Here is a 24930-nt window from a genome sequence, read left to right as displayed (position 1 = left end):
CGTTAGGGCAACTGGCGATTGTTGAAAAGTCGTATCCGTTCGATGGCAGTTTCCAGATTGTCCATCGAATTGGCATACGAAAACCGCATCATTTCGCTTCCCCGGAATTCGGAAAAGTCCTTGCCGGGGACAGCACACACCAAAGCCTGTTCCAGCAATTGCCTGCAATAGCGCTCGCTGTCATAAGGCGACTTGGCGTACACATAAAATGCGGAGTCAGGTGTCGAGTGTAACTCGATGCCTGCTTTGGGAAGTGCGGTCACCACAAAGTCTCTTCTAACCTTGAATACCAGTCGCCTCTCTTCGCAAATGGCCAGCGTTTCCGGCGTAAAGCAGGCCAACGCCGCCCATTGCGCGGGTGTGTTGGGGCATATGCTCAGGTTCTGGGCAAACCGTTCAATGGCTGGTAGCAGGGTGTCAGGTACCACCATCCACCCAAGGCGTAAGCCTGTCATGCCAAAGTATTTTGAGAAGCTGTTGATGACCACCACGGGTATTTGTTCGCTGGGTGCTCCAGTTACTTGGAGCACACTTTGGGCGGGGCGGTCGTAGCACAGCGACTGGTAAATTTCGTCAACAATCACAAAACCACCCTGAGTGCTTACGCCTTGAACAATTTCCTGCATGGCTTGAGCACCAAGTTGGGTGCCGGTGGGGTTGTTGGGCGAGGCCAAAAGTACACCTGCTGTGTGTGGCGTCCATTGTTTGTACAAATCAGCCCAACTGGGCTGAAAGTTCTGTGCCTCTTGGGTTTGTACAAAATCAGGAATACCACCCGCCATTTGCACAAAAGTTTTGTTGCAGGGGTAGCCAGGGTCGGTTAGCAGCACCTTGTCGGTGGGGTTGATCAGGGCCAGGCAGGCATACATCAGTGCGGCAGATGCACCTGAGGTGATCACGATTTGGTGGGCTGGCACCTGAACCTGAAAATTCGTTTGATAATACAGGCTGATGGCTTCACGCAACTCTGGCAAGCCCAGCGCTGCTGTGTATCGGGTTTTGTGTTCCGAAATGGCCTGGGCCAGTGCCTGTTCCACTGGCTTGGGCATGGGAAAGTCGGGTTCGCCGATTGAAAGATGAATCACCGGTTTTCCCTGATTGTTCAGGGTGTCTGCTGCTTTCACCAGTTCCATGACATGGAAGGGTTGAACGAGATTGCCAAGGCTGGACTGCTTCAATTCTTCACCATTGTTAGTGAGTGGCGCGAACAAGTTGCGCGATTTGTGGAAACCCCTAGGGACAGCTTCACTGGCTGAGCCTATAATTTTCGGTTCTGTTGTTCACCTCAAAGAGAAGATTATATGGCTCAACCAATGGATCAGCGCTTCAGGCAGGCCGCCCTTGAATATCATGAATTTCCAAAGCCTGGGAAATTGCAGATTTCGGCGACAAAAAGCCTGGTCAACCAGCGTGACCTGGCATTGGCCTATTCTCCAGGTGTTGCAGCAGCCTGCGAAGAAATCGAGGCAGACCCCCTCAATGCGGTGCGTTACACCGCCAAGGCAAACCTGGTGGGTGTGGTTACCAACGGTACAGCAGTGCTCGGTTTGGGCAACATCGGCCCCTTGGCTGCCAAACCCGTGATGGAAGGCAAGGCAGTGCTGTTCAAGAAGTTTGCCGGTATTGATGTGTTCGACATTGAAATCAACGAGAACGACCCCGACAAGCTGATCGAGATCATTGCATCGCTGGAGCCCACATTCGGCGGCATCAACCTTGAAGACATCAAGGCACCAGACTGTTTCAAGGTTGAGCGTGCCTTGCGCGGGCGCATGAATATTCCTGTATTTCACGATGACCAGCACGGCACTGCGATTGTAGTGGGCGCGGCCATTTTGAATGGTCTTGAAGTAATCGGTAAAAAACTGGATGAAGTGAAGTTTGTGGTGTCTGGCGCAGGTGCTGCGGCCCTGGCCTGCCTCGAGTTGCTCGTCGAGTTGGGCCTTCCGCGCAAGAATGTGTGGGTCACCGACATTGATGGTGTGGTTTACAAAGGCCGCACCACCAACATGGACCCTGACAAAGATTTGTTTGCGCAGCAAACGGATGCGCGTGTGTTGGCTGACGTAATCAAAGACGCTGATGTGTTTTTGGGCTTGTCAGCGGGCGGTGTCTTGAAGCAAGACATGGTGCGTGCCATGGCGGCCAAACCCCTGATTTTGGCCTTGGCCAACCCAACACCGGAAATTTTGCCCGAGCAGGTGAAGGAAGTCCGCGACGATGCCATTATGTGTACGGGTCGCACCGACTACCCGAACCAGGTGAACAACGTGCTGTGCTTCCCCTTTATTTTCAGGGGAGCGCTTGATGTGGGCGCAACCACCATTACCAAAGAAATGGAAATCGCGGCAGTTCGAGCTGTCGCCGAACTGGCTCGCAAAGAACAATCGGATGTAGTCGCCTCCGCTTATCGCACCCAAAACCTGAGTTTTGGTCCCGAATACCTGATTCCGAAGCCTTTCGATCCCCGCTTGATTGTGCACATTGCACCCGCTGTGGCCAAAGCAGCCATGGAAAGCGGTGTGGCCACGCGCCCAATCGCCGATTTGGAAGCTTACAAGGATCAGTTACAGCAGTTCGTGTATCACTCTGGCACGTTCATGAAGCCAATTTTTGCGGTGGCCAAACGTTGTGTGGCCGAAACACCGCAAACCTCCCGCATTGTATTTGCAGAGGGCGAAGATGAGCGTGTGATGCGTGCGGTGCAAGTGGTGGTCGATGAAGCAATAGCCAAGCCAATCATGATTGGTCGCCCTGCTGTAATTGAACGCCGCCTGGAGCGCTTTGGCCTGCGCATTAAGCCCGGTGTTGATTTTGAGTTGATTAACCCTGAGTACGATGAGCGATACAAAGACTACTGGCGTATGTACCACGACTTGACCAAGCGCAAGGGTGTCACAGAGGCCTACGCGAAAATTGAAATGCGCCGCCGCCACACTCTGATTGGCTCCATGATGATTCACAAAGGCAATGCGGACGGCATGATCTGCGGAACCTTTGGTACCCACTCCTTGCATTTGCACTATGTGGACCAGGTACTGGGTCGCCGCGCAGGCTGCAACACATACGGTGCCATGAACGGCCTGATGTTGACCAACCGCCAGGTGTTTTTGGTAGACACCCATGTGAATTACGATCCCACAGCCGAGCAAATTGCTGAAATCACCTTGATGGCTGCCGAGGAAATGCTGCGCTTGGGTGTGCAGCCCAAAGCTGCATTGTTGTCGCACTCCAACTTCGGTTCCAGCAACCAGCCTTCCGCCGTGAAGATGCGTGAGGCGCTTCAAATTCTTCGCAACATTGCACCCTGGCTGGAAGTTGATGGCGAAATGCACGGTGATTGCGCCATTGATGAGCAGGTGCGTAATACCATTTTCTCGGGTTCCACCTTGACTGGTGAAGCCAATTTGCTCGTGTGTCCAAATATTGACGCAGCCAATATTTCATACAACCTGCTAAAGTCGGCGGCTGGCAACGGCATTGCCGTGGGGCCAATTTTGTTGGGCTCCGACAAACCGGTTCACATCTTGACTGCTTCCGCCACAGTGCGTCGTATTGTCAACATGACTGCACTGGCTGTTCTTGATGCAAATTCAGAGCGGGTTAGTTCGCTTTAAAGTAGCGCTTTAAAACAACAAATGGGCGTGCAAGACACGCCTGTTTTTGTTTTAACTTATTCGAAATGTGTCGCACAATGGTTTCATGAGCGACCAAGACACATTTCACACTGAAGAGCACGATGACATCACCGGACTGGTGTTGTCAGGCGGTGGCGCACGGGCTGCCTATCAGGTGGGTGTGTTGCATCAGCTAGCCAAGTGGTTTGAGCAAGAAAACAAGCGCGAATTCGATTTTCCGTTCAAAATTTTGTGCGGCACTTCAGCCGGTGCAATCAATGCAGCGGCCCTGGCCTGCGCGGGGCGCAATTTTTATCAGTCCACCGATCGAATGCTCAAGGTTTGGGAGAACTTCAGTTCCGATCAAGTATTCCGCTCTGATTCCTTGGGTATTATTCGCACCGGTGCGCGTTGGTTGTCTGCGCTGTCGATAGGTTGGATGCTGCGCAAGCGCCCCAAGTGCTTGCTCGATAATTCTCCGCTGTCACACCTGCTTCATCAGTTGTTGCATTTCCGAAGACTGGACGAGGCGCTTGAGAACGGCACAATTCACGCTTTGGCGGTGACCGCTTCCAGCTACAGCTCAGGCCGTAGCGTGACCTTCTTTCAAACCCAGAAAGTGATCGAGAGCTGGGCCAGAACGCAAAGAGTGGCATTGCCTGACCGTATTACAGTCGAGCACTTGTTGGCCTCCGCAGCAATTCCTTTTGTCTTTCCCGCGGTGAAGCTGAACATTGAAGGGCAAATGGAGCACTTTGGCGATGGTTCTATTCGCCAACTGGCCCCAATTAGCCCAGCAATTCATTTGGGTGCAAACCGAGTGATGGTGATTGGTTCCAGTCAATCGGACAAAGACCACACCCAGCGTGTTGAAATTCAAAATGCATATCCCAGTTTGGCTCAAATTGCGGGCCATGCCATGGCTTCCATTTTTCTGGACAGTTTGTCGATCGACATTGAGCGTTTAAGCCGGGTGAACAAAACCCTGGGCTTGTTGCCTCCCGAGATGGCCACGAAAACCACATTGAAACCGATTGAGCTGTTGGTGATTTCACCCTCAGAACGGATTGACGAAATTGCGGCACGTCACACGCAAGATCTGCCCCGACCCGTGCGCACCCTGTTGTCCGCATTGGGAGCCACGGAGGCCAGTGGTTCGTCTTTGGCCAGTTATTTGCTGTTTGAGGCCAATTACACCCGCGAGTTGATTCGAATGGGTATCGCCGACACGATTGCCAAGAAAGATGCAGTGTACGAGTTCTTCCATCTGGGTCAGTCAGGCCGCTGAGTTCCGCCCCAAGCCGCGTTACAATTAGCGCTTCGAGGCAGTTCAGGCGTTTTCCCCCATGCATTCACCTTTGGTTTCTGCTGCTTGGCATGCCAGGATGACCCAGGCCGAGGGTGATGACGGTCTTTGTGTCGCGCACGGCAAACCGGTTCGGGTGCTCAGTACCTTCGATGCAAACGAAGTACGCGGCATGATTGAGCAGGCCCACGAGTGGTCCAAACAGGGTTTGTATGTGGTGGGTGGCCTAAGCTATGAAGCTGCTCCGGTTTTCGATGCAGCTTTGCCGGTTTGCATGCCACACAATTTCCCATTGCTCGAGTTTCATGCTTTTGAACCGAACCAGGTGAGCGTGCTGGGCAAATCGCAGTTGCAGCAATTGCCCTCGGCGTCCAAATTCATGCCTTGGCTGGATCAACAAACGGCTCAGCGTTATCAAGAAACCTACAAGCAGGTGAGGCAGGCCATTGAGGCGGGCGAGTTCTATCAAATCAATCTGACCACACGGCTTAAGGCAGCCAATCCGCGACTGGATGCATGGGCTGTTTTCCAGCATCTCTACGCAAGCCAGTCTGCACCCCAAAGTTTTTTTCTGCGCGGCAGCGTGTTCAACGCAATCAGTTTGTCGCCCGAGCTGTTTTTTCGGTGGGACGGCAATGAGCTGCAAACCGCACCCATGAAGGGGACCCGAAGGCCTGTGCTGGGTGGTCTGGATGTACTGAGTGACAGTGAAAAAGACCGTGCCGAGAATGTGATGATTGTTGACTTGTTGCGAAACGACATGGCCAAGGTCTGCCAGCCAAAGTCAGTTCAAGTACGCTCCCTGTTCGATGTCATGCATCTGCCCACTGTCGATCAAATGACCTCCAGTATTTCTGGGCGAACTTTGCCGGGTACTACTTTGCTGGATTTGTTTGAGGCTCTTTTTCCTTGTGGCAGTGTGACGGGTGCGCCCAAATCGCAGGCCATGTTGCGTATCGCGCAATGGGAACAAGCGCCCCGAAAATTGTATTGCGGGGCGCTTGGTGTGCTGAGCCCGGGTGGTGGGGTTCAATTCAACGTACCGATTCGTACTGTCATAGAACAGGCAGATGAACTGGAGTACGGTGTGGGCAGCGGTATCACCTGGTATTCCACCGCAAGCGATGAGAAAAAAGAGTGGTGGCAAAAAACTACCTTTCTACGTGAGGCCACTTGCGACTTTCAGGTGCTTGAAACTTTGCGCCTGGAGAATGGGAAGTGGATTCATCTGGACGATCATCTGGAGAGAATGGAAGGCGCAGCCAAGCAGTTTTCTTTTTTATTCGATGAGCAACGGGTTCGATTGAACCTGGATGCAGTGGCGCACAAACATACTCATGGCGTTTTCCGTGCACGTTGTTTGCTGGATGCTTGCGGGGACACGCGAATTGAACTGCATGAACTGGAACAGGATTTGACTCCCGTGCTGCTTCGTTTGGCCGATTCAGCCATGCAAGGCAAGCCCGAGTTTGTGCTTCACAAAACCACGTACCGACCTGAGTATGAGTATTTTCAGAATCAGGCGAATGGTGCTTTTGATGTTCTACTTTTCAATTCGCAAGGTTTGTTGACTGAAACCTGCCGCTGCAATGTGGTGTTGAAAATTGATGGCGAGTGGTTAACACCACAAATTTGCGAAAGCGCCGGTACTTATTTGTTGCCCGGGGTGTTGCGTGCCCGCCTTTTAAGGGAAAATACGATTCGGCAAACCACGCTGAATGTGCAAGACTTGCAACGCGCTGAAGAAGTGTGGCTGATCAATAGTTTGCGAGGCTGGGTGCCTGTGGCGAAAGTGGTTGATGCACACGACAAGGTGTTTTTTTCTGCCAACTAAAAACAAACAATAAACAAAAAGGGAAGTGAGATGAACCCGACCACCATTGAACTGATTGGCGCGATTCTTTTTGCGATTGCTGTCATTCACACCTTTTCAACCAAATACTTTGAGCGCCTGGCGCACTCGCAGCCAAATCATTCGGGCTTGTGGCATTTGCTGGGTGAAGTGGAGGCCGTGTTTGGCTTTTGGGCCATGGTGCTGGTTGTGTTCATGTTTTTCATCATTGGTCAAACCAGCGCAATTGAATACGTAGACACGCGCAATTACACCGAACCTTTATTCGTATTTGCGATTATGGTGATTGCGGCCAGCAAGCCAATCCTGGTGCTGGCTGGTCGCATTGTGCGCGTGGTGGCTTCTGTCATTCCAATTGACAGGCAAGTGGCTTACTTTTTTACCACTTTGTCCATCGTACCGTTGTTGGGCTCGTTCATCACTGAGCCTGCAGCCATGACACTGGCGGCCTTTTTACTGCGCGACCGGTTTTACACGCAAGGTATCAGCAACAAATTGATGTACGGCACTCTCGGTGTGCTGTTTGTCAATATTTCAATTGGTGGCACCTTAACGCCCTTTGCTGCACCGCCTGTGTTGATGGTGGCGGCCAAATGGGGCTTTGACATGCAATACATGTTGACCATGTTCGGCTGGAAAGCCGCGATTGCTGTGTTTGTGAACGCGACGGTACTCACCTTCTTGTTCGCCAAAGAACTGACCGCCATGAAAAAGCCTGCCGAAAACGGTCCCAAAGAAGACATGCCCGTGTGGGTTATTGCTACTCACCTGTTGTTTCTGGTGGGTGTTGTGGTGTTTGCCCACCATGCAGCGATGTTCATGGGCTTGTTCTTGTTCTTCCTCGGATATACAACTGCTTACAGCCGCTATCAAGACAAGCTGATTTTGAAAGAAGGGTTGATGGTTGCATTCTTTCTGGCTGGTTTGGTGGTATTGGGTGGCATGCAGGCCTGGTGGTTACAAGACACTTTGAAGGGCATGAGCCCCACAGCGTTGTATTACGGAGCCACTGCGTTGACGGCAATTACAGACAACGCAGCCTTGACTTACCTTGGCTCACTGGTTGAAGGTGTGGATGATCAGTTCAAATATGCTTTGGTGGCTGGTGCTGTAACCGGGGGTGGTTTAACCGTGATTGCAAATGCGCCCAACCCGGCTGGTTTTGCCATTTTGCAAAAGTATTTCAACGACGGCTCAATCAATGCGGGCAAGTTGTTTTTGGCTGCACTCGGGCCTACGCTGGTGGCTGTGGTGGCTTTCCAGTTTTTGTAATTGACTTTCAGGGCGATTGGTTTGAGCGAACAAAACATCGATTACCACGATCAAGAGCCAGCCATTGAGCTGCCTCACGATCTCGATGATGCACAACGGGCGTTGGCCGAAGTGCAGGCCTTGTTGCGCAAACAAAAAGTAATCGAGAGTGTTGTTCACAACCAGCAAACCACGGTCAATCCCGAGCGGCAAAGTTTGGTTGAGGAGCTGGTGCACCGCCAGCACCTGACTGAGCTGGGCAACAAGCTTTATTTGCTTCACCCGGCCGACGTGGCCTATGTACTTGAAAGTCTGCCCCAAGAAGAGCGGATGCTGGTTTGGGGTTTGGTGCGCTCCGATCGCGACGGTGACATTCTTCTTGAGCTGAGCGACGCGGTTCGAGAAAGCCTGATTAAATCGATGGACAGCGAAGAATTGTTCGCTGCCACGGAATCGCTGGATGCCGATGAAATTGCGGAATTGGCCCCTGACTTGCCACGCGATGTGGTGGAAAAGCTGGCCAGCAGTTTGAGTCTTGAGGAGCGCGAGCAACTGCGCGCCGCCATGAGTTACCCCGAAGACACCGTGGGTGCGCGCATGGACTTCGACATGGTGACCATTCGCGACGATGTGACACTGGAAGTGGTGTTGCGTTACCTGCGCCGGTTCGACGAGCTGCCAGATCAAACTGACCAAGTGTTTGTGGTGGATCGTGTGGATCATTTCAAGGGCAGTTTGCCTTTGGACCGTTTGTTGGTCAATGAACCGGAAACCCTTGTGAGTGAGGTAATGAGCCGCGAGGTGCTGATGTTGTCGGCACTGGATGATGCCTATGAGGCTGCGCAGGCCTTTGAGCGTTATGACCTGGTTTCTGCCCCCGTGCTCGACCCATCTGGCAAGTTGATCGGTCGCCTCACCGTGAACGAAGTGGTGGATGTGATTCGCGAAGAAAGCGAAGCAGATTTGCTGTCCAGTGCGGGTTTGCGTGAAGAAGAAGACTTGTTCGCCTCGGTGTGGGAGTCTGCTAAAAACCGTTGGCTGTGGTTGGGTTTAAACCTGTGTACCGCTTTCTTTGCAAGCCGTGTCATCGACACTTTCGAGGGCACAATTGCCAAAGTGGTCGCCTTGGCCACACTCATGCCGATTGTGGCGGGCATTGCCGGTAATTCCGGCAATCAGACAATGACCTTGATGATCCGTTCCCTGGCCTTGGGCCAAGTAACTGCGGCCAACTTCAAACTGTTGTTGAAAAAAGAGCTGGCCATTGCCGGACTGAATGGTTTGGTGTGGGGCAGTGTGGCCGGCCTTGCTGCCTGGGGACTGTATTTTGGGTCGCCGAATGCGGTAATGCTGGGTTTGTTGATGACCCTGGCGGTGATGTTAAACCTGCTCGTGGGTTCGTTAATTGGCGTTATTGTGCCATTGGGCCTTGAGAAAATGGGTCGGGATCCCGCAATGGGGTCTTCAGTGCTACTCACATTCACCACCGACAGCATGGGCTTTTTCATTTTCCTGGGGCTGGCCTCCCTGTTCTTTTAGAGCGGCATCTATCCATGCCCTCCATTTCTATTGTCATGCCGGTGTACAACGAGGTTCCGGTGCCTGGCGATGATTCCTTTTTGTCTCGAATTCAAGCGCTGCTTCAATTGCTTCGGCAAGGTGACGAGTTGTTGCTGGTAGACGGCGGCTCTACTGACCAGAGTTGGCCAGTTCTACAAACTTTGGCCGAACACCCGCAAGTGCTTGCCATCCAAGGCAACAAGGGGCGGGCGCAACAAATGAACGCGGGTGCTGAAAAAGCCCGTGGGGATGTACTGCTCTTTTTGCATGCAGACACAGTGTTGACCAAGGCGGCTTGGCAGGCATTGTTGTTCAAGTTGGATCCAAGCGTTTGGGGCCGCTTCAATGTGTGTATTGATGGCAAAAGTGCGTGGCTGCCAGTGGTGTCCTGGTTCATGAATCATCGGTCAAGGCTGACTAAAATTGGTACAGGCGATCAGGCTTTGTTTGTTGGTCGCAAGTTGTTCGATCAGGTTGGAGGTTTTCCAAAACAGCCCCTGATGGAAGACGTTGAGCTGTGCAAGCGCTTAAAGCGAGTGGCACCACAAAAATTTGTGGCAGTTGCTTCCCCGGTATTTACGTCGGGGCGTCGATGGGACGTGAACGGCGCTTGGGCAACGATTGTGTTGATGTGGCGCTTCCGGTTTTTATATTGGCGCGGAGTGTCCGCAGATACCTTGGCAAGGCTTTATGCGGACACCCGGCAAAAGTTGCCTGTCACTGTGGCCGTGTTTGCCAAGTATCCGCAGGCCGGCCGGGTGAAAACAAGGTTGATCCCCATGCTGGGTGCCGAGCAATGCGCGATGTTTGCCCGATATTTGTTGTTGAGTACCTTGGACAAGTTACAGGGCGTGAATGTGGCGCTGTGGACCGATGGCGGTACTCCCGAAGAGTGGGCCACCTTGCTGAAGGGCAGGGCCATTCAATGTTACGTTCAACCAGAAGGGCACCTGGGCGTGCGAATGCGAGCTGCGGTTGAAACGCATCTGAACGGCAGTGAGCTTGTGGTGCTTCTTGGGCCCGATGCAGTCGAATTTACAGCAAGCCATTTGCGTGAACTGATCGATACTGCCCGGCAACAGGGACTGGCTTTCGTGCCTGCACACGATGGTGGCTATGTGGCCTTGGCTTGCAACCGCGTTGTGCCTGAAATTTTTTCTGAATTGATAGAGTGGGGCACTGCCCGTGTGGCGGAGCAAACCCGCGTCGCATTGAGGAGTAAAGGTTTGCGGGCTGTGTGGTTGTCATCGCAACTGGACATTGATGAGCCTGCTGACTTGGGGCGGGCGATTGAATCGGGTTGTGTACCTGTTGATTGGCCTGTACGTTACTCAAGTATCGATTAAAAAGGTGTTGAAGGGTTTCGTATGCGCAGTTTTGTGTTGATGACGGGTGTTTTTAAAGCAGCTTTGTTATTCGGTGTTGCAGGCATATCAAGCGGTGCTCTGGCCCAGGGCGCGGGCGTGCTAAAGCCCTGGCCTGCGGACCCTGCTGCCGGAATTCCTGGGCCATGGAAAGCGCAGTACCACCCTGACATTGCGGCGCAAACCCAATTCAAGTTGTTGAAGCAGGGCAATCAAACTGTGTTGCAGGCCGAGGCTGACATGGCCTACGGCTCGCTGGTGTATGCCTTTGCCAAACCCACAGTTTTGAACACTTTGACTTGGCAGTGGCAAATATTGACTCAACCCACCAAGGCGAATTTGCAAACCAAGGCTGGCGACGACGCGGGTGCGAAGGTGTGTGCCTTTATTCAAATTGATGAAGGAAAACTGGGTTTGGGCACCCGCCTTGCATTGGCTGCGGCGCGCACTGTCTCAGGCGAGCGTTTGCCCGCGGCCACCCTTTGTTATGTGTGGGGCTCGCCAGGTGAAAAAGTGGGACAGGTGTTTGACAATCCCTACACCGACCGTGTGAGAAATATTGTTGTGCGTGATGCGGCCAGCGCCGCGGAGTTGATTTCGGAACGAAGGGATTTGCAGGCCGATGCCCGCAAAGCCTTCGGCAAAGAACTGCCGGAAGGCCCTGTGATGTTCACAGGCATTGCGCTGGGGGCTGATTCAGACAATACCCAATCGAAAGCCAAGGCTTTGTTTGGCAGTGTGCAGGCTCAGCCCTGATTCAAATTCATTGTTTTTACAATTCGCTCGCAGTACCTGGCGATTTGGTCAATTTCAAGATTCACCGGGCTGCCTGCCGTCAAATGCTTCAATGTGGTCATCTGCACCGTGTGCGGAATCAGGTTGATGTGAATGTCGCATTCGCCTGAATCATGATCATCTACCTTGTTGACTGTCAGGCTGACTCCATTCACGGTAACCGAACCCTTGTAGGCAAAGAAAGGCGACAGGGTTTTCGGTGCCCGAATCTGCAGGTGCCAGCTTTCACCCACCGGTTCGAATTCCGTCACGCTGCCTAGCCCGTCAACATGTCCGCTCACCAAGTGGCCGCCAACGCGATCCGACAAACGCATGGCTTTTTCAAGGTTCACTTCGCCAGGTTTGTTAAGGCCCACAGTTTTCGACAAACTTTCTTGCGACACATCCACGTGAAAGGTTTGCGCTTCCATGGCCACCACGGTCATGCAAGCACCTTGAATGGCGATACTGTCGCCAAGCTTGACATCAGAAAAGTCGAGTGTGGGCGCATGCACGGCTAGACGCACCCCAGCATAAGTTGAGTCTTGAAGGGGTTCTACTGTCTTGATCTGACCGATTGATTCAATAATTCCAGTGAACATGGGTGCGACTACTCCTGATGATTTTGAACCCACGTAATTCGCAGGTCTTGTCCAATTTGCTCAAATGAATGAATAGCCCAGCTTGCATAGGCGGGCAGGATTTCTAGTTCGGGCAGGCGGAACAGGCCCTGACCTGGTCCCAAAAAACGTGGGGCAATGTACTGCACAATTTCATCCACCACACCGGCTTGCAGAAACGAACCATTGAGCCCAAAACCAGCCTCAAGGTGCAATTCATTGATACCGCGCTGTGCCAGTTCCTGTAACAGGCGCAGCAAATCCGTTTTTACTTTGCCTGCATGCAAACCTGCCGCCACTGGGGCCACGTTCAAAGCCTCAATATTTGCGGCGTTTGGGTGTGTAGGAAGCCAAGCTGGCGTTTGTGGTTCAGTGTGCGCAATCAGCACGCGCCCGGTTTGTAACAAGCGGGCTTCCGGTGAAATTTCCAGCTTGCTGTCCACGATCACTTTCAGCGGTTGGCGTTCGGTGTCAATTCCACGCACGTTCAGTTGTGGGTTATCGGCTTTCACCGTGCCAATACCGCTGAGCACAGCGCAGGCTTGCGCGCGCAAGTGGTGCCCGTGCAGCCGTGCTTCCTCGCCGGTAATCCATTGGCTTACGCCATTGTTCAGTGCGCTAATGCCATCTGCGCTGCTGGCTACTTTCAAGCGCACCCAAGGGCGTTTGCGTTCCATACGGCTGAAAAACCCACGGTTAATCCAGCGCGCTTGTTCAACCAGCACACCGTGTGAAGTTTCGATGCGAGCTGCTTGCAAAATGGCCATGCCTTTGCCTGCCACCAGCGGGTTGGGGTCAAGAACCGCAGCCACCACCCGTTGAACGCCTGTGGCCACTAGCGCTTCCGCACAGGGGCCTGTGCGGCCTTGGTGGGCGCAGGGTTCCAGCGTGACATAGGCTGTGCTGCCTTTTAAACAAACGCCACGCGCCTTGGCTTGCGCAATCGCTTGCACTTCAGCATGGCCTTCGCCTGCTTTGGCATGAAAGCCTTCCGCAATCACAACGCCGTCGCGCACAAACACACAGCCTACGCGCGGGTTGGGCGTGGTGCTGTATTGGCCTTTCCAGGCCAGCTTCAGCGCTTGCTGCATCCAGTGTTCGTCAGTGGGTGAAAAGGTGGCCATGGCCTCAGTTACTTCTCAGTTACTTTTAAGCGCCTTTTTTGGCGGTTGTGCGTGATTTTGGCTTGATGCTGCCCGTGATGTTTTCGGCGGGGGCCGTCAGGTGAGCAATCTCTTCAGAGAAACTTTGCAGGTCTTCAAAGCTTTTGTAAACCGATGCAAAACGAATGTAAGCCACTGTATCGAGTTGTTTGAGTTGTTGCATGACCAGCTCACCCAAAAACTTTGTGTCCACCTCTCGGGCAGCACTCACCAGCAGTTTTTCTTCAATGCTTGAAATGGCTTCGTCAATGGCTTCCGCCCGGACAGGGCGTTTGCGCAGCGCCAGCATCAAGCTGCCGCGCAGTTTATCCCTGGAAAATTCGACGCGTGAGCCATCTTTCTTGACGATGGCGGGCAGAAACAGTTCTGCCCGTTCGTAGGTGGTGAAGCGTTTGCCACAACTGCTGCATTGCCTGCGGCGGCGAATCGCGTCGCCTTCTTCAGACGTACGCGAGTCGATTACCTGGGTGTCGGCGTTGCCACAGAAGGGGCATTTCATAACGCCGGGGCTCCTGGCTTACTTGTAAACAGGGAACTGGCTGGTCAATTCCTTGACCTTGGCGCGAACGGTGGCCAATGTGGCTTCGTCTTCCGGGTTTTCAAGGACGTCGGCAATCAAGTGACCTACCGCGCGGGCCTGCTCTTCCTTGAAGCCACGTGTGGTCATGGCTGGGCTGCCCAAGCGAATACCGCTGGTAACAAATGGCTTTTCCGGGTCGTTCGGAATCGCGTTTTTGTTCACGGTAATGTGTGCATTGCCCAAAGCTGCTTCTGCGGCCTTGCCTGTAATGCCCTTGGCGCGCAGGTCAACCAGCATCACGTGGCTTTCAGTGCGGCCAGACACGATGCGCAGGCCACGCTCAACCAGCGTTTCCGCCAAGGCTTTGGCATTCAACACCACTTGCTGCTGGTATTCCTTGAATGACGGTTGCAGGGCTTCGTGGAAAGCCACAGCTTTGCCTGCAATCACATGCATCAAGGGGCCACCCTGAATGCCAGGGAAAATTGCGCTGTTGATCTTCTTGGCCAGTTCTTCTTTCATCAAAATGATGCCACCGCGTGGGCCGCGCAGCGATTTGTGCGTGGTCGATGTGCACACATCCGCATGCGGAACAGGGTTGGGATATACACCTGCGGCAATCAGGCCGGCGTAGTGGGCCATGTCCACCATGAAGTAGGCACCTACTTCCTTCGCAATTTTCGCAAAGCGCTCGAAGTCGATGCGCAGGGCATAGGCGGATGCACCGGCGATGATGATTTTTGGTTTGTGTTCACGGGCCAAAGCTTCAACCTGATCGTAATCAATGGCTTCTTCTTTGTTCAGTCCATACGACACGACGTTGAACCACTTGCCCGACATGTTCAATGGCATGCCGTGGGTGAGGTGACCGCCTTCAGCCAGCGACAAACCCATGATGGTGTCGCCAGGTTGCAGCAAGGCAAAAAACACGGCCTGGTTGGCCTGCGAGCCAGAATTGGGCTGCACGTTGGCTGCTTCCGCGCCAAACAGTTTTTTCAGGCGTTCAATGGCCAGGTCTTCAACCACGTCTACGTGTTCGCAACCGCCGTAGTAGCGCTTGCCGGGGTAGCCTTCGGCGTATTTGTTGGTCAGCTGTGAACCCTGGGCTTCCATCACGGCTGGGCTGGCGTAGTTTTCAGACGCGATCAACTCAATGTGGTCTTCCTGGCGAGTGGTTTCCTGCTGCATGGCAGTCCACAATTCTGGGTCGGTTTGGGCGATGCCCTTTTGGCGTTCAAACATAACGATTTCCGGAAAGGATTGGGTTCAAGACAAGCCCAACATTCTAAATGATTTCAAGCGATTCGACCATCGACTTCGTCCATGTTTTGGCCGGGTTTGTCGTTGTTCAGGTGCCCCAGCCAGGCCCACAAAACAACATGTTTGTTTCCCTGCGGGTCAATGTCGATCACATTGAGCGCGCAATTGTGCAGTTGCCACTCGCGCTGCTTTTGCAGTAGCTCGCCAGTGCAGTGCCTGTAGATACAATCGAGTACACCACCATGGGCCACCAGCAAGATTGTTTTGCCCGCGTGGGCGCTGCCAATGTGCTCGAACGTTCCCACCACGCGGCTGTAAAACTGAAACAGGCTTTCCCCGCCTTGCAAGGGGGCTTCAGGCACCCGGTTTCTAAGGCCCGCGAATTCTTCTGGGCTCTTGGCTTGCATTTCATCGCCTGTCAGGCCTGACAGATGGCCGTAATCACGCTCCCGAAGACCCGCATTCAACTGCATGGCGGGTGTTCTGGCGCCGTGAATGGCATTTGCCGTGGCGCGCGCCCGAATTAGGTCGCTGCTGATGCACTCATCGTAAAGCGACACTCCCTGCGTTTCCAGGGAGGCGAAGTATTTGCGAAGCAATTGAGCCTGCAAGAGTCCGTGCGCATTCAGGGCAATGTCGGTGTGACCCTGAAACCGCTTCTCCTTGTTCCAGTCGGTTTCGCCATGGCGCACCAGTATGAAGCGCGACCCTGCCGGTTTTTTGCTGACAATTGCACCAAAATCAAGAGCTTGGCTGTTCAATTCAGGTGCACCTTGGCGAAGCGGCGTTTGCCCACCTGAATCACATAACTGCCTTTGCCCAAGCGTGAGGCCTTATCGGATACTTTTTCGCCATCAATTTTTACGCCGCCTTGCTGAATGTTGCGGTTGGCGTCGCTGCTGCTTTCGCAGAGGTTTGCAGCTTTCAGAATCCAGGCCAAACCAGCGTCCGAATCGCCCTCCGGCAAGTTAAGGCTCACTTCAGGCATGTCCTCGGGCAGTACGCCCTGCTTGAAACGTGCTTCGAATTCGGTCAGTGCGTCGACGGCGGCCTGAGTGCTGTGGAAGCGCGCAACCAACTCTTGGGCCAGTGCAACCTTGGTGTTGCGCGGGTTCTCGCCATTGGCGCAAGCCTGTTTCAGGGTTTCAATATCAGCCAGTGATTTGAAGCTGAGCAGGGTATACCAGTTCCACATCAGTTCATCTGAAATTGACATCACCTTGCCAAACATATTGGAAGGTGTCTCGGTTACGCCGATGTAGTTGTTCTTGGACTTCGACATTTTGTCCACGCCATCGGTGCCTACCAACAGCGGCATGGTCAAGATGCACTGCGCACTTTGGCCGTTTTGTTTTTGCAGCTCGCGACCCATCAGCAAGTTGAATTTCTGGTCGGTGCCACCCAGCTCCAAATCGCTTTCCAATGCCACCGAATCGTAGCCCTGCAACAGTGGGTATAAAAACTCATGTACGGCGATCGGCGTGCCAGATTGATATCGTTTGGTGAAATCGTCGCGCTCGAGCATGCGGGCCACTGTATAGCTGCTGGCCAGGCGGATCATGCCGTCTGCACCCAGGGGCATCAGCCATTTGCTGTTGAACTCGATTGCAGTACGTTGCGGATCCAGGATTTTAACAGCCTGCTCATGATAGGTTTTTGCGTTTTCCTGAACCTGTTCCTTGGTTAACGGTGGGCGGGTGCTGTTGCGACCCGAAGGATCGCCGATCATGGACGTGAAATCGCCAATCAAAAAGATGACTTGATGGCCCAGATCTTGCAACTGACGAAGCTTGTTGAGCACCACTGTGTGACCCAAATGAATGTCGGGTGCCGTGGGGTCCAAACCCAATTTGATGCGCAGGGGTTTGCCTGTTTTCTCGCTGTGGACTAATTTTTGAATCCATTCCGATTCAATCAACAGTTCTTCACAGCCACGCTTGGTCACTTCAAGGGCGTGCAGGACGGAATCAGATAAATTCTCAGTAATTTCCGTAATTTTGGGGGGCCTTCTATCAGGTGACTGGTTCATTTGGCAATCCTTTGTTACACTCTGGCAAACTTCAGTGTTGTATTTTTGAAAATAAAGCTGATTGTGGGCGATCGGCACGTGAAATTTCACACCTCTAAAACTAAAACATGATGCTTCAGAATTTATTAGAGCGAGCGATCGCCGCGTGGGGACAGGGCTTTTCTCTTACCAAGCGCTTTATTCAGTCGGGGTGGCAATATGCCGACTCCGCGCTTCCCCAATCGCACAATCACAGAAAGTGGGTCATTGTAGGGTTTTTTTCATTCCCTGTTCTTGGTGCAGTGGTTGCAATCGCGGGCTCTGTTCAAAATTCCCCGGTTGATTCAGCTCTTGGCAACCCCGATGTGGTTGTAGAGGCTGTTGAACTAAATCTGGCTGATCAGGGTGTCTACACCTTCGATCCATTGGTTGCCGAAGAAAGAATTCGCCGTGGCGATACCCTGGTGGGTTTACTCGAGCGCATGGGCGTGAATACCGCGGGCTTGGCCACTTTCCTCGGGCAAGACAAAACAGCACGTAATTTGGTAAATTTGCGTGCTGGTCGCGTGCTCACTGTTCAGCAAACTGCAGATGGTGACCTCCAATGGCTGCGCTACAAAAGCGGCATTGATGAGGACAGTCAAGAGTCGATCCTGATTCAAAAACGCAATGGTCAATTTGTCGCGAAGCTGGAATCTGTCAACTTTGAAAAGCAGATTGTGTTTCGCTCAGGGCGGATTGAGTCGTCTCTGTTTGCTGCTGCTGACAAGGCCGGAATGCCTGATTCAGTGGCCATTCAACTGACTGAAATTTTTGGTTCAGACATTGATTTTCACCGTGAACTGCAAAAAGGTGACGAGTTCAAGGTGGTTTATGAAGACCTGACACTTGAGGGGCGTTCTGCGCGCTCTGGTCGGGTGTTGGCAGTAGAGTTTGTGAATAACAACAAGCCTTACAAAGCGTATTGGTTCGCACCCAGTGGTAATCGCAATGCTGGTTATTACAACGAGGAAGGTCGCAGTCTGAAAAAGTCTTTCCTGCGTTCGCCGCTCGCATTCTCCCGCATTTCCTCCGGTTTTACTCCGCGTCGTTTCCACCCCATTCAGCAACGCTGGAAAGCTCACAACGGAGTCGATTACGCGGCGCCCACCGGTACTCCAATCATGGCTACAGCCAGTGGCACCGTGAAGTTTTCGGGCTGGCAAAACGGGTATGGCAATTTTGTAGAAATCCAGCATCACAGCGGTTATAGCACGGCTTACGCTCACCTTTCACGTTTTGGCAAAGGCGTTAAGGTTGGCCAAAAAGTAGAGCAGGGCGATGTGATCGGGTATGTGGGTGCTACTGGCTGGGCAACCGGACCACACCTGCATTATGAATTCCGGGTCAACCGGGTTCCCAAAAACCCCCTGAGCATCACTGTGGCTCAGGCTGAACCACTGGATCGAAATGCATTCAGTGAATTCAAGCGGGTGCAGCTGGCGCTTGACCGCCGCATGGAGCTGGCCACTGCCCAACGTTTGGCACGTGCCCAGTAAGCCATGATCGCCTTGGGCGCCATGTCTGGCACCAGCACGGATGGTGTCGATGTAGCTGCGGTTCAAATTGATTCCAAAACTCAGGACATGCGGTTCCTTGGCGTGCTTAGCGCCGAGTTTCCGCCGGCTTTGAGGGAAACACTCCTGCTGCTGCAAGAAATCCCTCCTCGTTTTCCTTCCAGTTCCGATCCAATCGCGATTTTCTTGCAAGCCCGTAAAGATCTCACCGAGCTGTATGCCGGCACAGTCAATGAACTGTTGTCCTTTCTGGGACTAGAGCCTGGTGACGTGCGCGTGTTGGGTGCACATGGTCAAACCCTCCGGCACAGGCCCGATCTTGGGTACACCTATCAAATGCTGGACGGGGCCTTGCTGGCCTGTAGAACCGGGATTGATGTGGTGAATGACTTGCGTTCCAAAGATGTTGCACTAGGTGGCCAGGGAGCCCCGCTCGTTCCGGCTTTTCACCTTGCGTGGTTAAACGGCAAGGGCATTTATGACCAAACCGCCGTGGTGAATCTGGGTGGTTTTTCAAACCTGACTGTATTGAATGGCCAAGGGCAAGCGTTGACCGGTGGGGACTGCGGACCAGCCAACTGTTTAATGGACCTTTGGGCTCAGCGCGCTTTCAGCTTGCCGATGGACAGTGATGGTGAAATTGCTGCCATGGGCAGCCCGGATTATGCCTTGCTGGAGCGTTTTTGGACGCATCCTTTCTTTCACCAACCTTGGCCCAAGAGCACAGGCCGTGATGATTTCAGCGCGCAATGGTTTGAGACTTGCCTTGCAGACGCCACCGATCTTTCTTCTGAAGACATCATGGCAACCCTGCTGGCCTTGGCAGTAAGGGCAGTGAAGTCGTGTTTGCCCGTGTTGGTTGAGCAGGTGTACGTGTGCGGCGGCGGTGCAAAAAACAGCACCTTCATTCACCAGTTGCGCTGCGAATGCGCACCAGCGGATTTCTTGCCAATTGAAAACCTGGGTTTGCCTGCGCAGGCAGTCGAGGCTGCTGCTTTTGCCTGGCTTGGTGCGCAGTATGTGCAGGCTGCGCCTGGCAATTGCCCATCGGTGACTGGTGCAAGTCGGTCTACCATTCTGGGGGCCTTGCACTGCGCTCGGTAGCCCCACTCGTTTTCTCAGTTTAGTGGGTCAGTAACGATTTGCTGCCCAAGGTTTTGCCTTCGTTTTGAGAACTTTCGGTCGGCACATTGAACAGGGCCGAGGCCTTTTCCCGGGCCGGAAATAATTCAGAAATCACACCGAGGCTGATCTCGGCTTGGCCAGGAATCAAGGGAATTCGAATCATTTCACGACCAAATTCGACTTGCGGGTTGTTTTCCAGGCTTGCGTTGTAGATCAAAATGCAGCAGGGTTCAAAATCAAGCAGAGAACCCAACAGTTTCAATTGCTCAATTGCGTGCGTTTTTTGGGCTGGGTCGCCGGCATAAAGAATGTAAACAGGTGACATGCCTTTGCGCAAAGCATTGAGGTAGGCGCGATATGCGCCGTTCAGACTAAACTCGACTTTGTCAAATCCCTGAACCGGAAGTCGACGCTGAATTTCCAGTAAATGATCGTGGCTCATTGCCATGACTTGCGCTTCAAATGCAAGTTGAGGGTTGTAGGCTGGCCGCTTGCTGCGATGACTGATTTCGGCTTCTTCCGGCAATATGACTTCGAAGACAGAGCCTGCCAATTTGCCGTTGTAGTATCGGTTTCGACATTCGGTTTTGGCGAGTATCTGCTCGCTCAAATCCCGGACTATGCTGGAACCGTGCCCCCAGCCTTTGTTGTGTGCAGCGACTTTGTTGTTCTCAACGCCAGATCCGGTGTCTGCAATTTGAATGCATACCCGCCCCTTGCGTCTGCGCAGACCAACCACTACTCCACCTTTGTTGGTGTACTTGATCGCATTGTCAAGTCCGTTGCGGATTATCTTGGCCAAGGCCTCCTTGTTGCTCATGACCTTGATTTCGCTGGGCACATAACGAATCTGAAGTTCCTTCACATCGGCCAGCATTCTGTATTCTTCAATCAATGGGCCAAGAATGTCGTGAACTGCGGTCGGCATCATGGGGGCATAGTTGTCATCTTGCGGATATTTGATCGCACTTGCCAATTGATCAAAGAAGTCCTCCAGCATGTTTTTTAATGCTTTCTGAGCCGTTTGAATGTGTTGGTATCTGGCTGTGACTTCCGGGTCTTTTGAAATGGCTTTGCCCACACTGGCCAAAATACCTAAAGTGCTCAGGGGCTGACGTAGATCATGTCGAAAGTCTTTTAATACCCGGCGCCCCCGAAAAGCGAACTTCATGATGTCTTGATCAATTTTTGTTTGCCTGTCCAAGCCTTTTTTCGTGCGGGTTCGTGAAAAGTCCTGAAACACCATGTGAAAAACGCAGGTACCGAGCAAGACATAGAACAGAATCTTCACAATGCTGAAATCGATGACCAATGCGAGTTCAGTCGATGTGGAGGCATGAAACAGGCCGTTTATGATGCAGTACAGCAAACTGAAATACACAGCTTTGATCAGGGTAACTTTGGGCAGGTTGCTGTAGGTTTTGGTGATAGCCAGCAGGCAAATGGCCTGAACGCCGATGAACGCGGTGTACACCAAACCAGACGTGGTAAACATATCGGCAATTGCTGTAATGCAAGCAATCGAGAACGGGACCAGCGCAGAACGTTCAGCGGCCACGATGCCTCTTTTTCGCCCAAGAAAAGCGCTTCCAAAAAACAGAAACGATGCAGCCTGCAGGGCTGCATGAACTGGCGTGCCGTGTTGAAGTACTTGCTGTGTGTCGTGCCCCAGAATTACAAATCCAAGCAGTACCACACCAATGACAGCGGCGGCATTTTGCCGCTGATTGGGAAGGTGGTTTGCAAAGAACGGGTATAAGGCAATACCCAGCAATACGGCGAGCCCTGATAGTGAACTGTCTGTCATTTTATAGTTATATCAATAGCCGGCTTGTTGCCGGCTTTTTGGTTTCTATACCAAGGCTGAGGCATTGAGTCGCGGAATTTTGCGATAAAGACTGACGGCCTGGGTTCTGTTTTTCACATTCATACGTGTGAAAATTTCGCGCAAATGTGTTTTTATGGTTTCGGGTGACAAGTCGAGTTTGCGGGCAATTTCCTTGTTGGAAAGGCCCGAAGCCAGGAAGTGCATGACTTGTTGTTGTTTGTGGGTTAACTGAATGCCGTTGTTTTGACCCAGTCGCCCGGTGATGTGCTCGCCGTTGGTTTGGCGGTTTGACAGGGCGTTGGGGCGCCACTGAACCTGAACACCGGCGCGGGTGAGCGCTTCCAGCAATACTGCTGAAGTTTGCTCAAACCCTTCGGATTTTGACAGGGTCCAGGAGGGGGCATGCTGGTTGGGTACGATAGAATGAAGAAGTGTGTCATCGCCACTCATGATCAAGGTGGGCAGGTTGGCACTCATCAGGGCCAGCGTGTCGATCACATCTTGACCCTGGCAATCTGGCAAACGCAGATCGGTGATGACCAGCGCAGGTGAGTTTTTACTGAATAACTCTTTGGCGTGTGCAATGCTGGCTGCGCAGAGTATGTCTGCGTTGGTCGCCACGAATTCAACCAGGTCTTTGATGCCTGTTGCGAAAAGTGGGTGATCCTCAATAACCAGAATTTGGTTTGATGGCATGAATGTCTCCTCCCGAGGAAAAGCTAGTTGAAAAGGTGTCACCACATGTGAGCATATGAACATCTTTATTGGATTAACACTTTTTTCCAACCCTCTTTAGGGGGAGTTAACCGTCTTGGGTTCGTGCAGTCAATACGCAAAACCCGTAATTACAGTAATAATTCCTGAAGTGGCTTGGTTCTGTTAGTTCTTTTCATCGTGTTCAGGTCCTATTTCACGGGCTTGCAGGCTGTTAAGCTGTGAACAAGCTGCTTTTCATTACAATATCGGGGTAGGTCAGGAAGTTGACTAATCCAGTCTAGGCTCGAGCAAGAACCATGAGAACAAGATTAAGCGCCGCAACCAAGCCGGTGGACGAAACCCAAGCCAGGGTGCGGCGCAAAGAACAGACACGCCAAAATTTGATGCAGGCAGCGCTTACCCTTGTTGGAAACGGCAGCAGCTTTACTGCGTTGGGCATTCGGGAAATTACCCGAGAAGCCGGTGTGGTGCCGACTGCGTTTTACCGCCACTTTAAAACTACCGATGAACTGGGCCTGGCCTTGGTCGAGGATGGCGGCATTACCTTGCGTAGGTTGTTGCGAGAGGCTCGCCAGGCCAGCCTGCCAGGTGAGGACATGATTCGGCACTCGGTGAGTGTTTTTGTGACTTACCTGAAGCAACACCACCTGGAGTGGCGTTTTATCAGCTCGGAAAGGTCTGGCGGTTCGCAGTCCCTGCGCAATGCCATTCGCAATGAAATTGCACACTTCACCAATGAAATGGCCAGCGACCTGCGCCTGTTGAATATTTTCCCCGGCTTGTCCACACACACCCTGACTTTGATTTGCAGTCTGGTGGTTACGTTGATGATGAATTCGGCCACTGATTTTCTGGACGTCAGGCCAGATCAACCGCAAATTGAAAAAGAAATGCTCGACAATTTTGTGAAGCAAATTGTGATGGTGTTTCTTGGTGCGGCGCATTGGGAAGAAGAGCCCACGCAGTCACTGCTCAGTGGTTTGTCCAAACCAAAATGACCAAGCCGATTGTTTACGTTGATTTGGACGGCACGTTGAGCCCATCGGATGTGCTGCTCGAAAGTTGCCTGTTGCTGCTAAAGCAAAACATTTTCTACGTCTTTCCCATGTTGTTGTGGGCCATTCGGGGCGCCTGGGTATTTAAAACTGAGGTGGCCAAACGAATCGATCCTGTGCTGGATCATCTGCCGATTGATCCCATGGTGCTTGAGCGACTGAATCAATTGAAAGCGGCTGGCCATGAATTGGTGTTGGCCAGTGCTTCGATGCGTCGTGATGTGCTCAAGATAGCCGCACGCCTGGGCCTTTTTGCCCGTGTAATCGCCAGCGAGCACAGTAATTTGAAGGGCCAGCAAAAACTGGCAGCCATTGAGGCAGACAGCCATGGGCAACCCTTTGTGTATTTTGGTGATGCCCTGGTCGATATTCCAATCTGGAAAAAGGCTGCACTGGCATTTGGCGTGAATACTTCCTCAGGTACCCGACGCAAGGCGATGGCGGCTGGTATTGAGCTGAACCGGCTTGATACGCGCAGCACCGGAATCAAGGTGTGGCTTAAAGCCATGCGCCTGCAGCAGTGGGCCAAAAACGGTTTGCTGTTTCTACCTTTGATTGCCGCGCATGAAACCGATTTCACCCTTTGGGGCAAGATGATGTGGGGTTTCCTGGCGTTTGGCTTTTTGGCGTCCTCTACTTACATCTGGAACGACCTGATGGACCTGAATGCGGATCGCCAACATCCGCGCAAGCGCCATCGCCCCATGGCCAGCGGTGCGCTCAGCATTGGCAAGGCTTTCTTGTTCATGAAGTGTTTGGGCATAGCCGGCTTTGCGGTGGCCTGGCTGGCAGTGGGTTGGCAATTTACGCTGGTGCTGTTGGTGTACACCGTGGTTACACTGCTGTACACCTTTGTATTCAAGCGTACGGCCTTCGTTGATGTGTTGCTGTTGGCCATGCTTTACACGGTTCGCGTGATTGCAGGCGGCGTGGGCACTGGCATTGAGCTTTCCAGCTGGCTATTGGCCATTTCACTCTTTGTGTTTTTAAGTTTGGCTTTGGTCAAGCGTTGTGCCGAACTGGAGTTCTTGCAGCTTGAGGGCACTCAGCCGCAGGGACGTGGTTACCGAATGAGCGATTTGAGTTACCTGGTGTCTATGGGTATCTCAAGCGGTTTTGTGGCCGTACTGGTATTGGCCTTGTATGTAGACAGTCAGAATGGTTCGATGCTGTACGCAACACCCGAATTTTTGTGGGGCATTTGTCCCCTGTTTTTGTACTGGTTGATGAGAATCTGGATCATGACTTCTCGCAAGGAAATGATCGATGATCCGGTGCATTTCGCCATTCACGATCGCATCAGTTGGGGCTTTTTGGCCTCAGTGGGTGTGCTTGTGTACCTGGCTTCCTGAGA

20 protein-coding genes are annotated in these 24930 nt (G+C 52.7%); 11 read left to right on the top strand and 9 right to left on the bottom strand.

Translation table 11 applies throughout. The features are described 5' to 3' along the window. Window positions 1–2: 2 nt before the first annotated feature. Window positions 3–1178 (bottom strand): aminotransferase class I/II-fold pyridoxal phosphate-dependent enzyme, encoded by a 1176-nt coding sequence (locus HKT17_RS11905; RefSeq protein WP_171100305.1) that lies wholly within the window; start codon window positions 1176–1178, stop codon window positions 3–5. A gap of 123 nt (window positions 1179–1301) precedes the next feature. Here HKT17_RS11905 and HKT17_RS11900 point away from each other — a divergent pair, with 123 nt between their 5' ends. From HKT17_RS11900 to HKT17_RS11870, 7 genes are all read left to right on the top strand, one after another. Beyond that, entirely contained in the window at window positions 1302–3617 is a 2316-nt protein-coding gene (locus HKT17_RS11900; protein WP_105027105.1) for an NADP-dependent malic enzyme, read from the top strand. A gap of 85 nt (window positions 3618–3702) precedes the next feature. Next, window positions 3703–4905, top strand: coding sequence for a patatin-like phospholipase family protein (locus HKT17_RS11895; protein WP_168426794.1), 1203 nt, complete (start codon window positions 3703–3705; stop codon window positions 4903–4905). A 58-nt stretch (window positions 4906–4963) separates the two neighbouring features. Further along, window positions 4964–6757, top strand: a complete 1794-nt coding sequence (locus tag HKT17_RS11890) for a chorismate-binding protein (RefSeq protein WP_171100303.1) — start codon at window positions 4964–4966, stop codon at window positions 6755–6757. A gap of 30 nt (window positions 6758–6787) precedes the next feature. After that, the gene (locus HKT17_RS11885; protein WP_171100301.1) at window positions 6788–8047 is read left to right on the top strand and encodes a putative Na+/H+ antiporter; all 1260 of its coding nucleotides are present in this window, start codon (window positions 6788–6790) and stop codon (window positions 8045–8047) included. 21 nt (window positions 8048–8068) lie between these two features. Continuing rightward, window positions 8069–9565, top strand: a complete 1497-nt coding sequence (gene mgtE / locus HKT17_RS11880; RefSeq protein ID WP_240965795.1) for a magnesium transporter — start codon at window positions 8069–8071, stop codon at window positions 9563–9565. Window positions 9566–9579: 14 nt separating this feature from the next. Next, on the top strand, window positions 9580–10932 hold the full coding sequence (locus HKT17_RS11875; RefSeq protein WP_171100299.1) for a TIGR04283 family arsenosugar biosynthesis glycosyltransferase: 1353 nt from the start codon (window positions 9580–9582) through the stop codon (window positions 10930–10932). 21 nt (window positions 10933–10953) lie between these two features. Beyond that, entirely contained in the window at window positions 10954–11706 is a 753-nt protein-coding gene (locus HKT17_RS11870) for a DUF3047 domain-containing protein (protein ID WP_171100297.1), read from the top strand. Here the strand turns inward: HKT17_RS11870 and HKT17_RS11865 are convergent. Genes HKT17_RS11865 through tyrS form a run of 6 tightly spaced genes read right to left on the bottom strand, consistent with a single transcriptional unit; the run spans window position 11697 to window position 17316 of the window. Further along, entirely contained in the window at window positions 11697–12326 is a 630-nt protein-coding gene (locus HKT17_RS11865) for a riboflavin synthase (protein WP_171100295.1), read from the bottom strand. The two genes, HKT17_RS11870 and HKT17_RS11865, sit on opposite strands and share 10 nt — an antisense overlap. An 8-nt stretch (window positions 12327–12334) precedes the next feature. Continuing rightward, complete coding sequence (ribD, locus tag HKT17_RS11860; RefSeq protein WP_171100293.1) at window positions 12335–13468, bottom strand: bifunctional diaminohydroxyphosphoribosylaminopyrimidine deaminase/5-amino-6-(5-phosphoribosylamino)uracil reductase RibD; 1134 nt, start codon at window positions 13466–13468, stop codon at window positions 12335–12337. 25 nt (window positions 13469–13493) lie between these two features. Beyond that, window positions 13494–14006 (bottom strand): transcriptional regulator NrdR, encoded by a 513-nt coding sequence (gene nrdR / locus HKT17_RS11855; protein WP_171100291.1) that lies wholly within the window; start codon window positions 14004–14006, stop codon window positions 13494–13496. 18 nt (window positions 14007–14024) lie between these two features. Beyond that, a complete protein-coding gene (gene glyA, locus HKT17_RS11850) occupies window positions 14025–15269 on the bottom strand; it encodes a serine hydroxymethyltransferase (RefSeq protein WP_171100289.1) in 1245 nt (414 codons plus the stop codon). 53 nt (window positions 15270–15322) lie between these two features. Further along, complete coding sequence (locus tag HKT17_RS11845; protein WP_171100287.1) at window positions 15323–16048, bottom strand: histidine phosphatase family protein; 726 nt, start codon at window positions 16046–16048, stop codon at window positions 15323–15325. After that, window positions 16045–17316 (bottom strand): tyrosine--tRNA ligase, encoded by a 1272-nt coding sequence (gene tyrS, locus HKT17_RS11840; protein ID WP_171100285.1) that lies wholly within the window; start codon window positions 17314–17316, stop codon window positions 16045–16047. Before tyrS ends, HKT17_RS11845 begins: the two co-directional genes overlap by 4 nt. A gap of 281 nt (window positions 17317–17597) precedes the next feature. On the opposite strand from tyrS, the gene HKT17_RS11835 reads away from it, so the two are divergent. Continuing rightward, window positions 17598–18833: a peptidoglycan DD-metalloendopeptidase family protein gene (locus tag HKT17_RS11835; RefSeq protein WP_171100283.1), complete on the top strand. Its 1236-nt coding sequence runs from the start codon at window positions 17598–17600 to the stop codon at window positions 18831–18833. A 3-nt stretch (window positions 18834–18836) separates the two neighbouring features. After that, window positions 18837–19955 carry an anhydro-N-acetylmuramic acid kinase gene (locus tag HKT17_RS11830; protein WP_171100281.1) on the top strand — a complete coding sequence of 373 codons (1119 nt, stop codon included), beginning with the start codon at window positions 18837–18839 and terminating at the stop codon, window positions 19953–19955. A 19-nt stretch (window positions 19956–19974) separates the two neighbouring features. Here the strand turns inward: HKT17_RS11830 and HKT17_RS11825 are convergent, their stop codons facing one another. Continuing rightward, window positions 19975–21783 (bottom strand): sensor histidine kinase, encoded by a 1809-nt coding sequence (locus HKT17_RS11825; protein ID WP_171100279.1) that lies wholly within the window; start codon window positions 21781–21783, stop codon window positions 19975–19977. Window positions 21784–21828: 45 nt separating this feature from the next. Next, complete coding sequence (locus HKT17_RS11820) at window positions 21829–22500, bottom strand: response regulator transcription factor (RefSeq protein ID WP_171100277.1); 672 nt, start codon at window positions 22498–22500, stop codon at window positions 21829–21831. A gap of 317 nt (window positions 22501–22817) precedes the next feature. Here HKT17_RS11820 and fabR point away from each other — a divergent pair, with 317 nt between their 5' ends. Together fabR and HKT17_RS11810 are read left to right on the top strand one after the other, a co-directional pair. Continuing rightward, window positions 22818–23519, top strand: coding sequence for an HTH-type transcriptional repressor FabR (fabR, locus tag HKT17_RS11815; protein WP_008251655.1), 702 nt, complete (start codon window positions 22818–22820; stop codon window positions 23517–23519). Next, window positions 23516–24928, top strand: coding sequence for a UbiA family prenyltransferase (locus HKT17_RS11810; RefSeq protein ID WP_171100275.1), 1413 nt, complete (start codon window positions 23516–23518; stop codon window positions 24926–24928). The genes fabR and HKT17_RS11810 overlap by 4 nt, the downstream gene beginning before the upstream one ends. Window positions 24929–24930: the final 2 nt, after the last annotated feature.

This window comes from Limnobacter sp. SAORIC-580 (assembly GCF_013004065.1).
GTDB lineage: Bacteria > Pseudomonadota > Gammaproteobacteria > Burkholderiales > Burkholderiaceae_B > Limnobacter > Limnobacter profundi.
The sequence above is the reverse complement of the archived record's forward strand: the minus strand, read 5'-3'. Positions and strand labels throughout refer to the sequence as shown.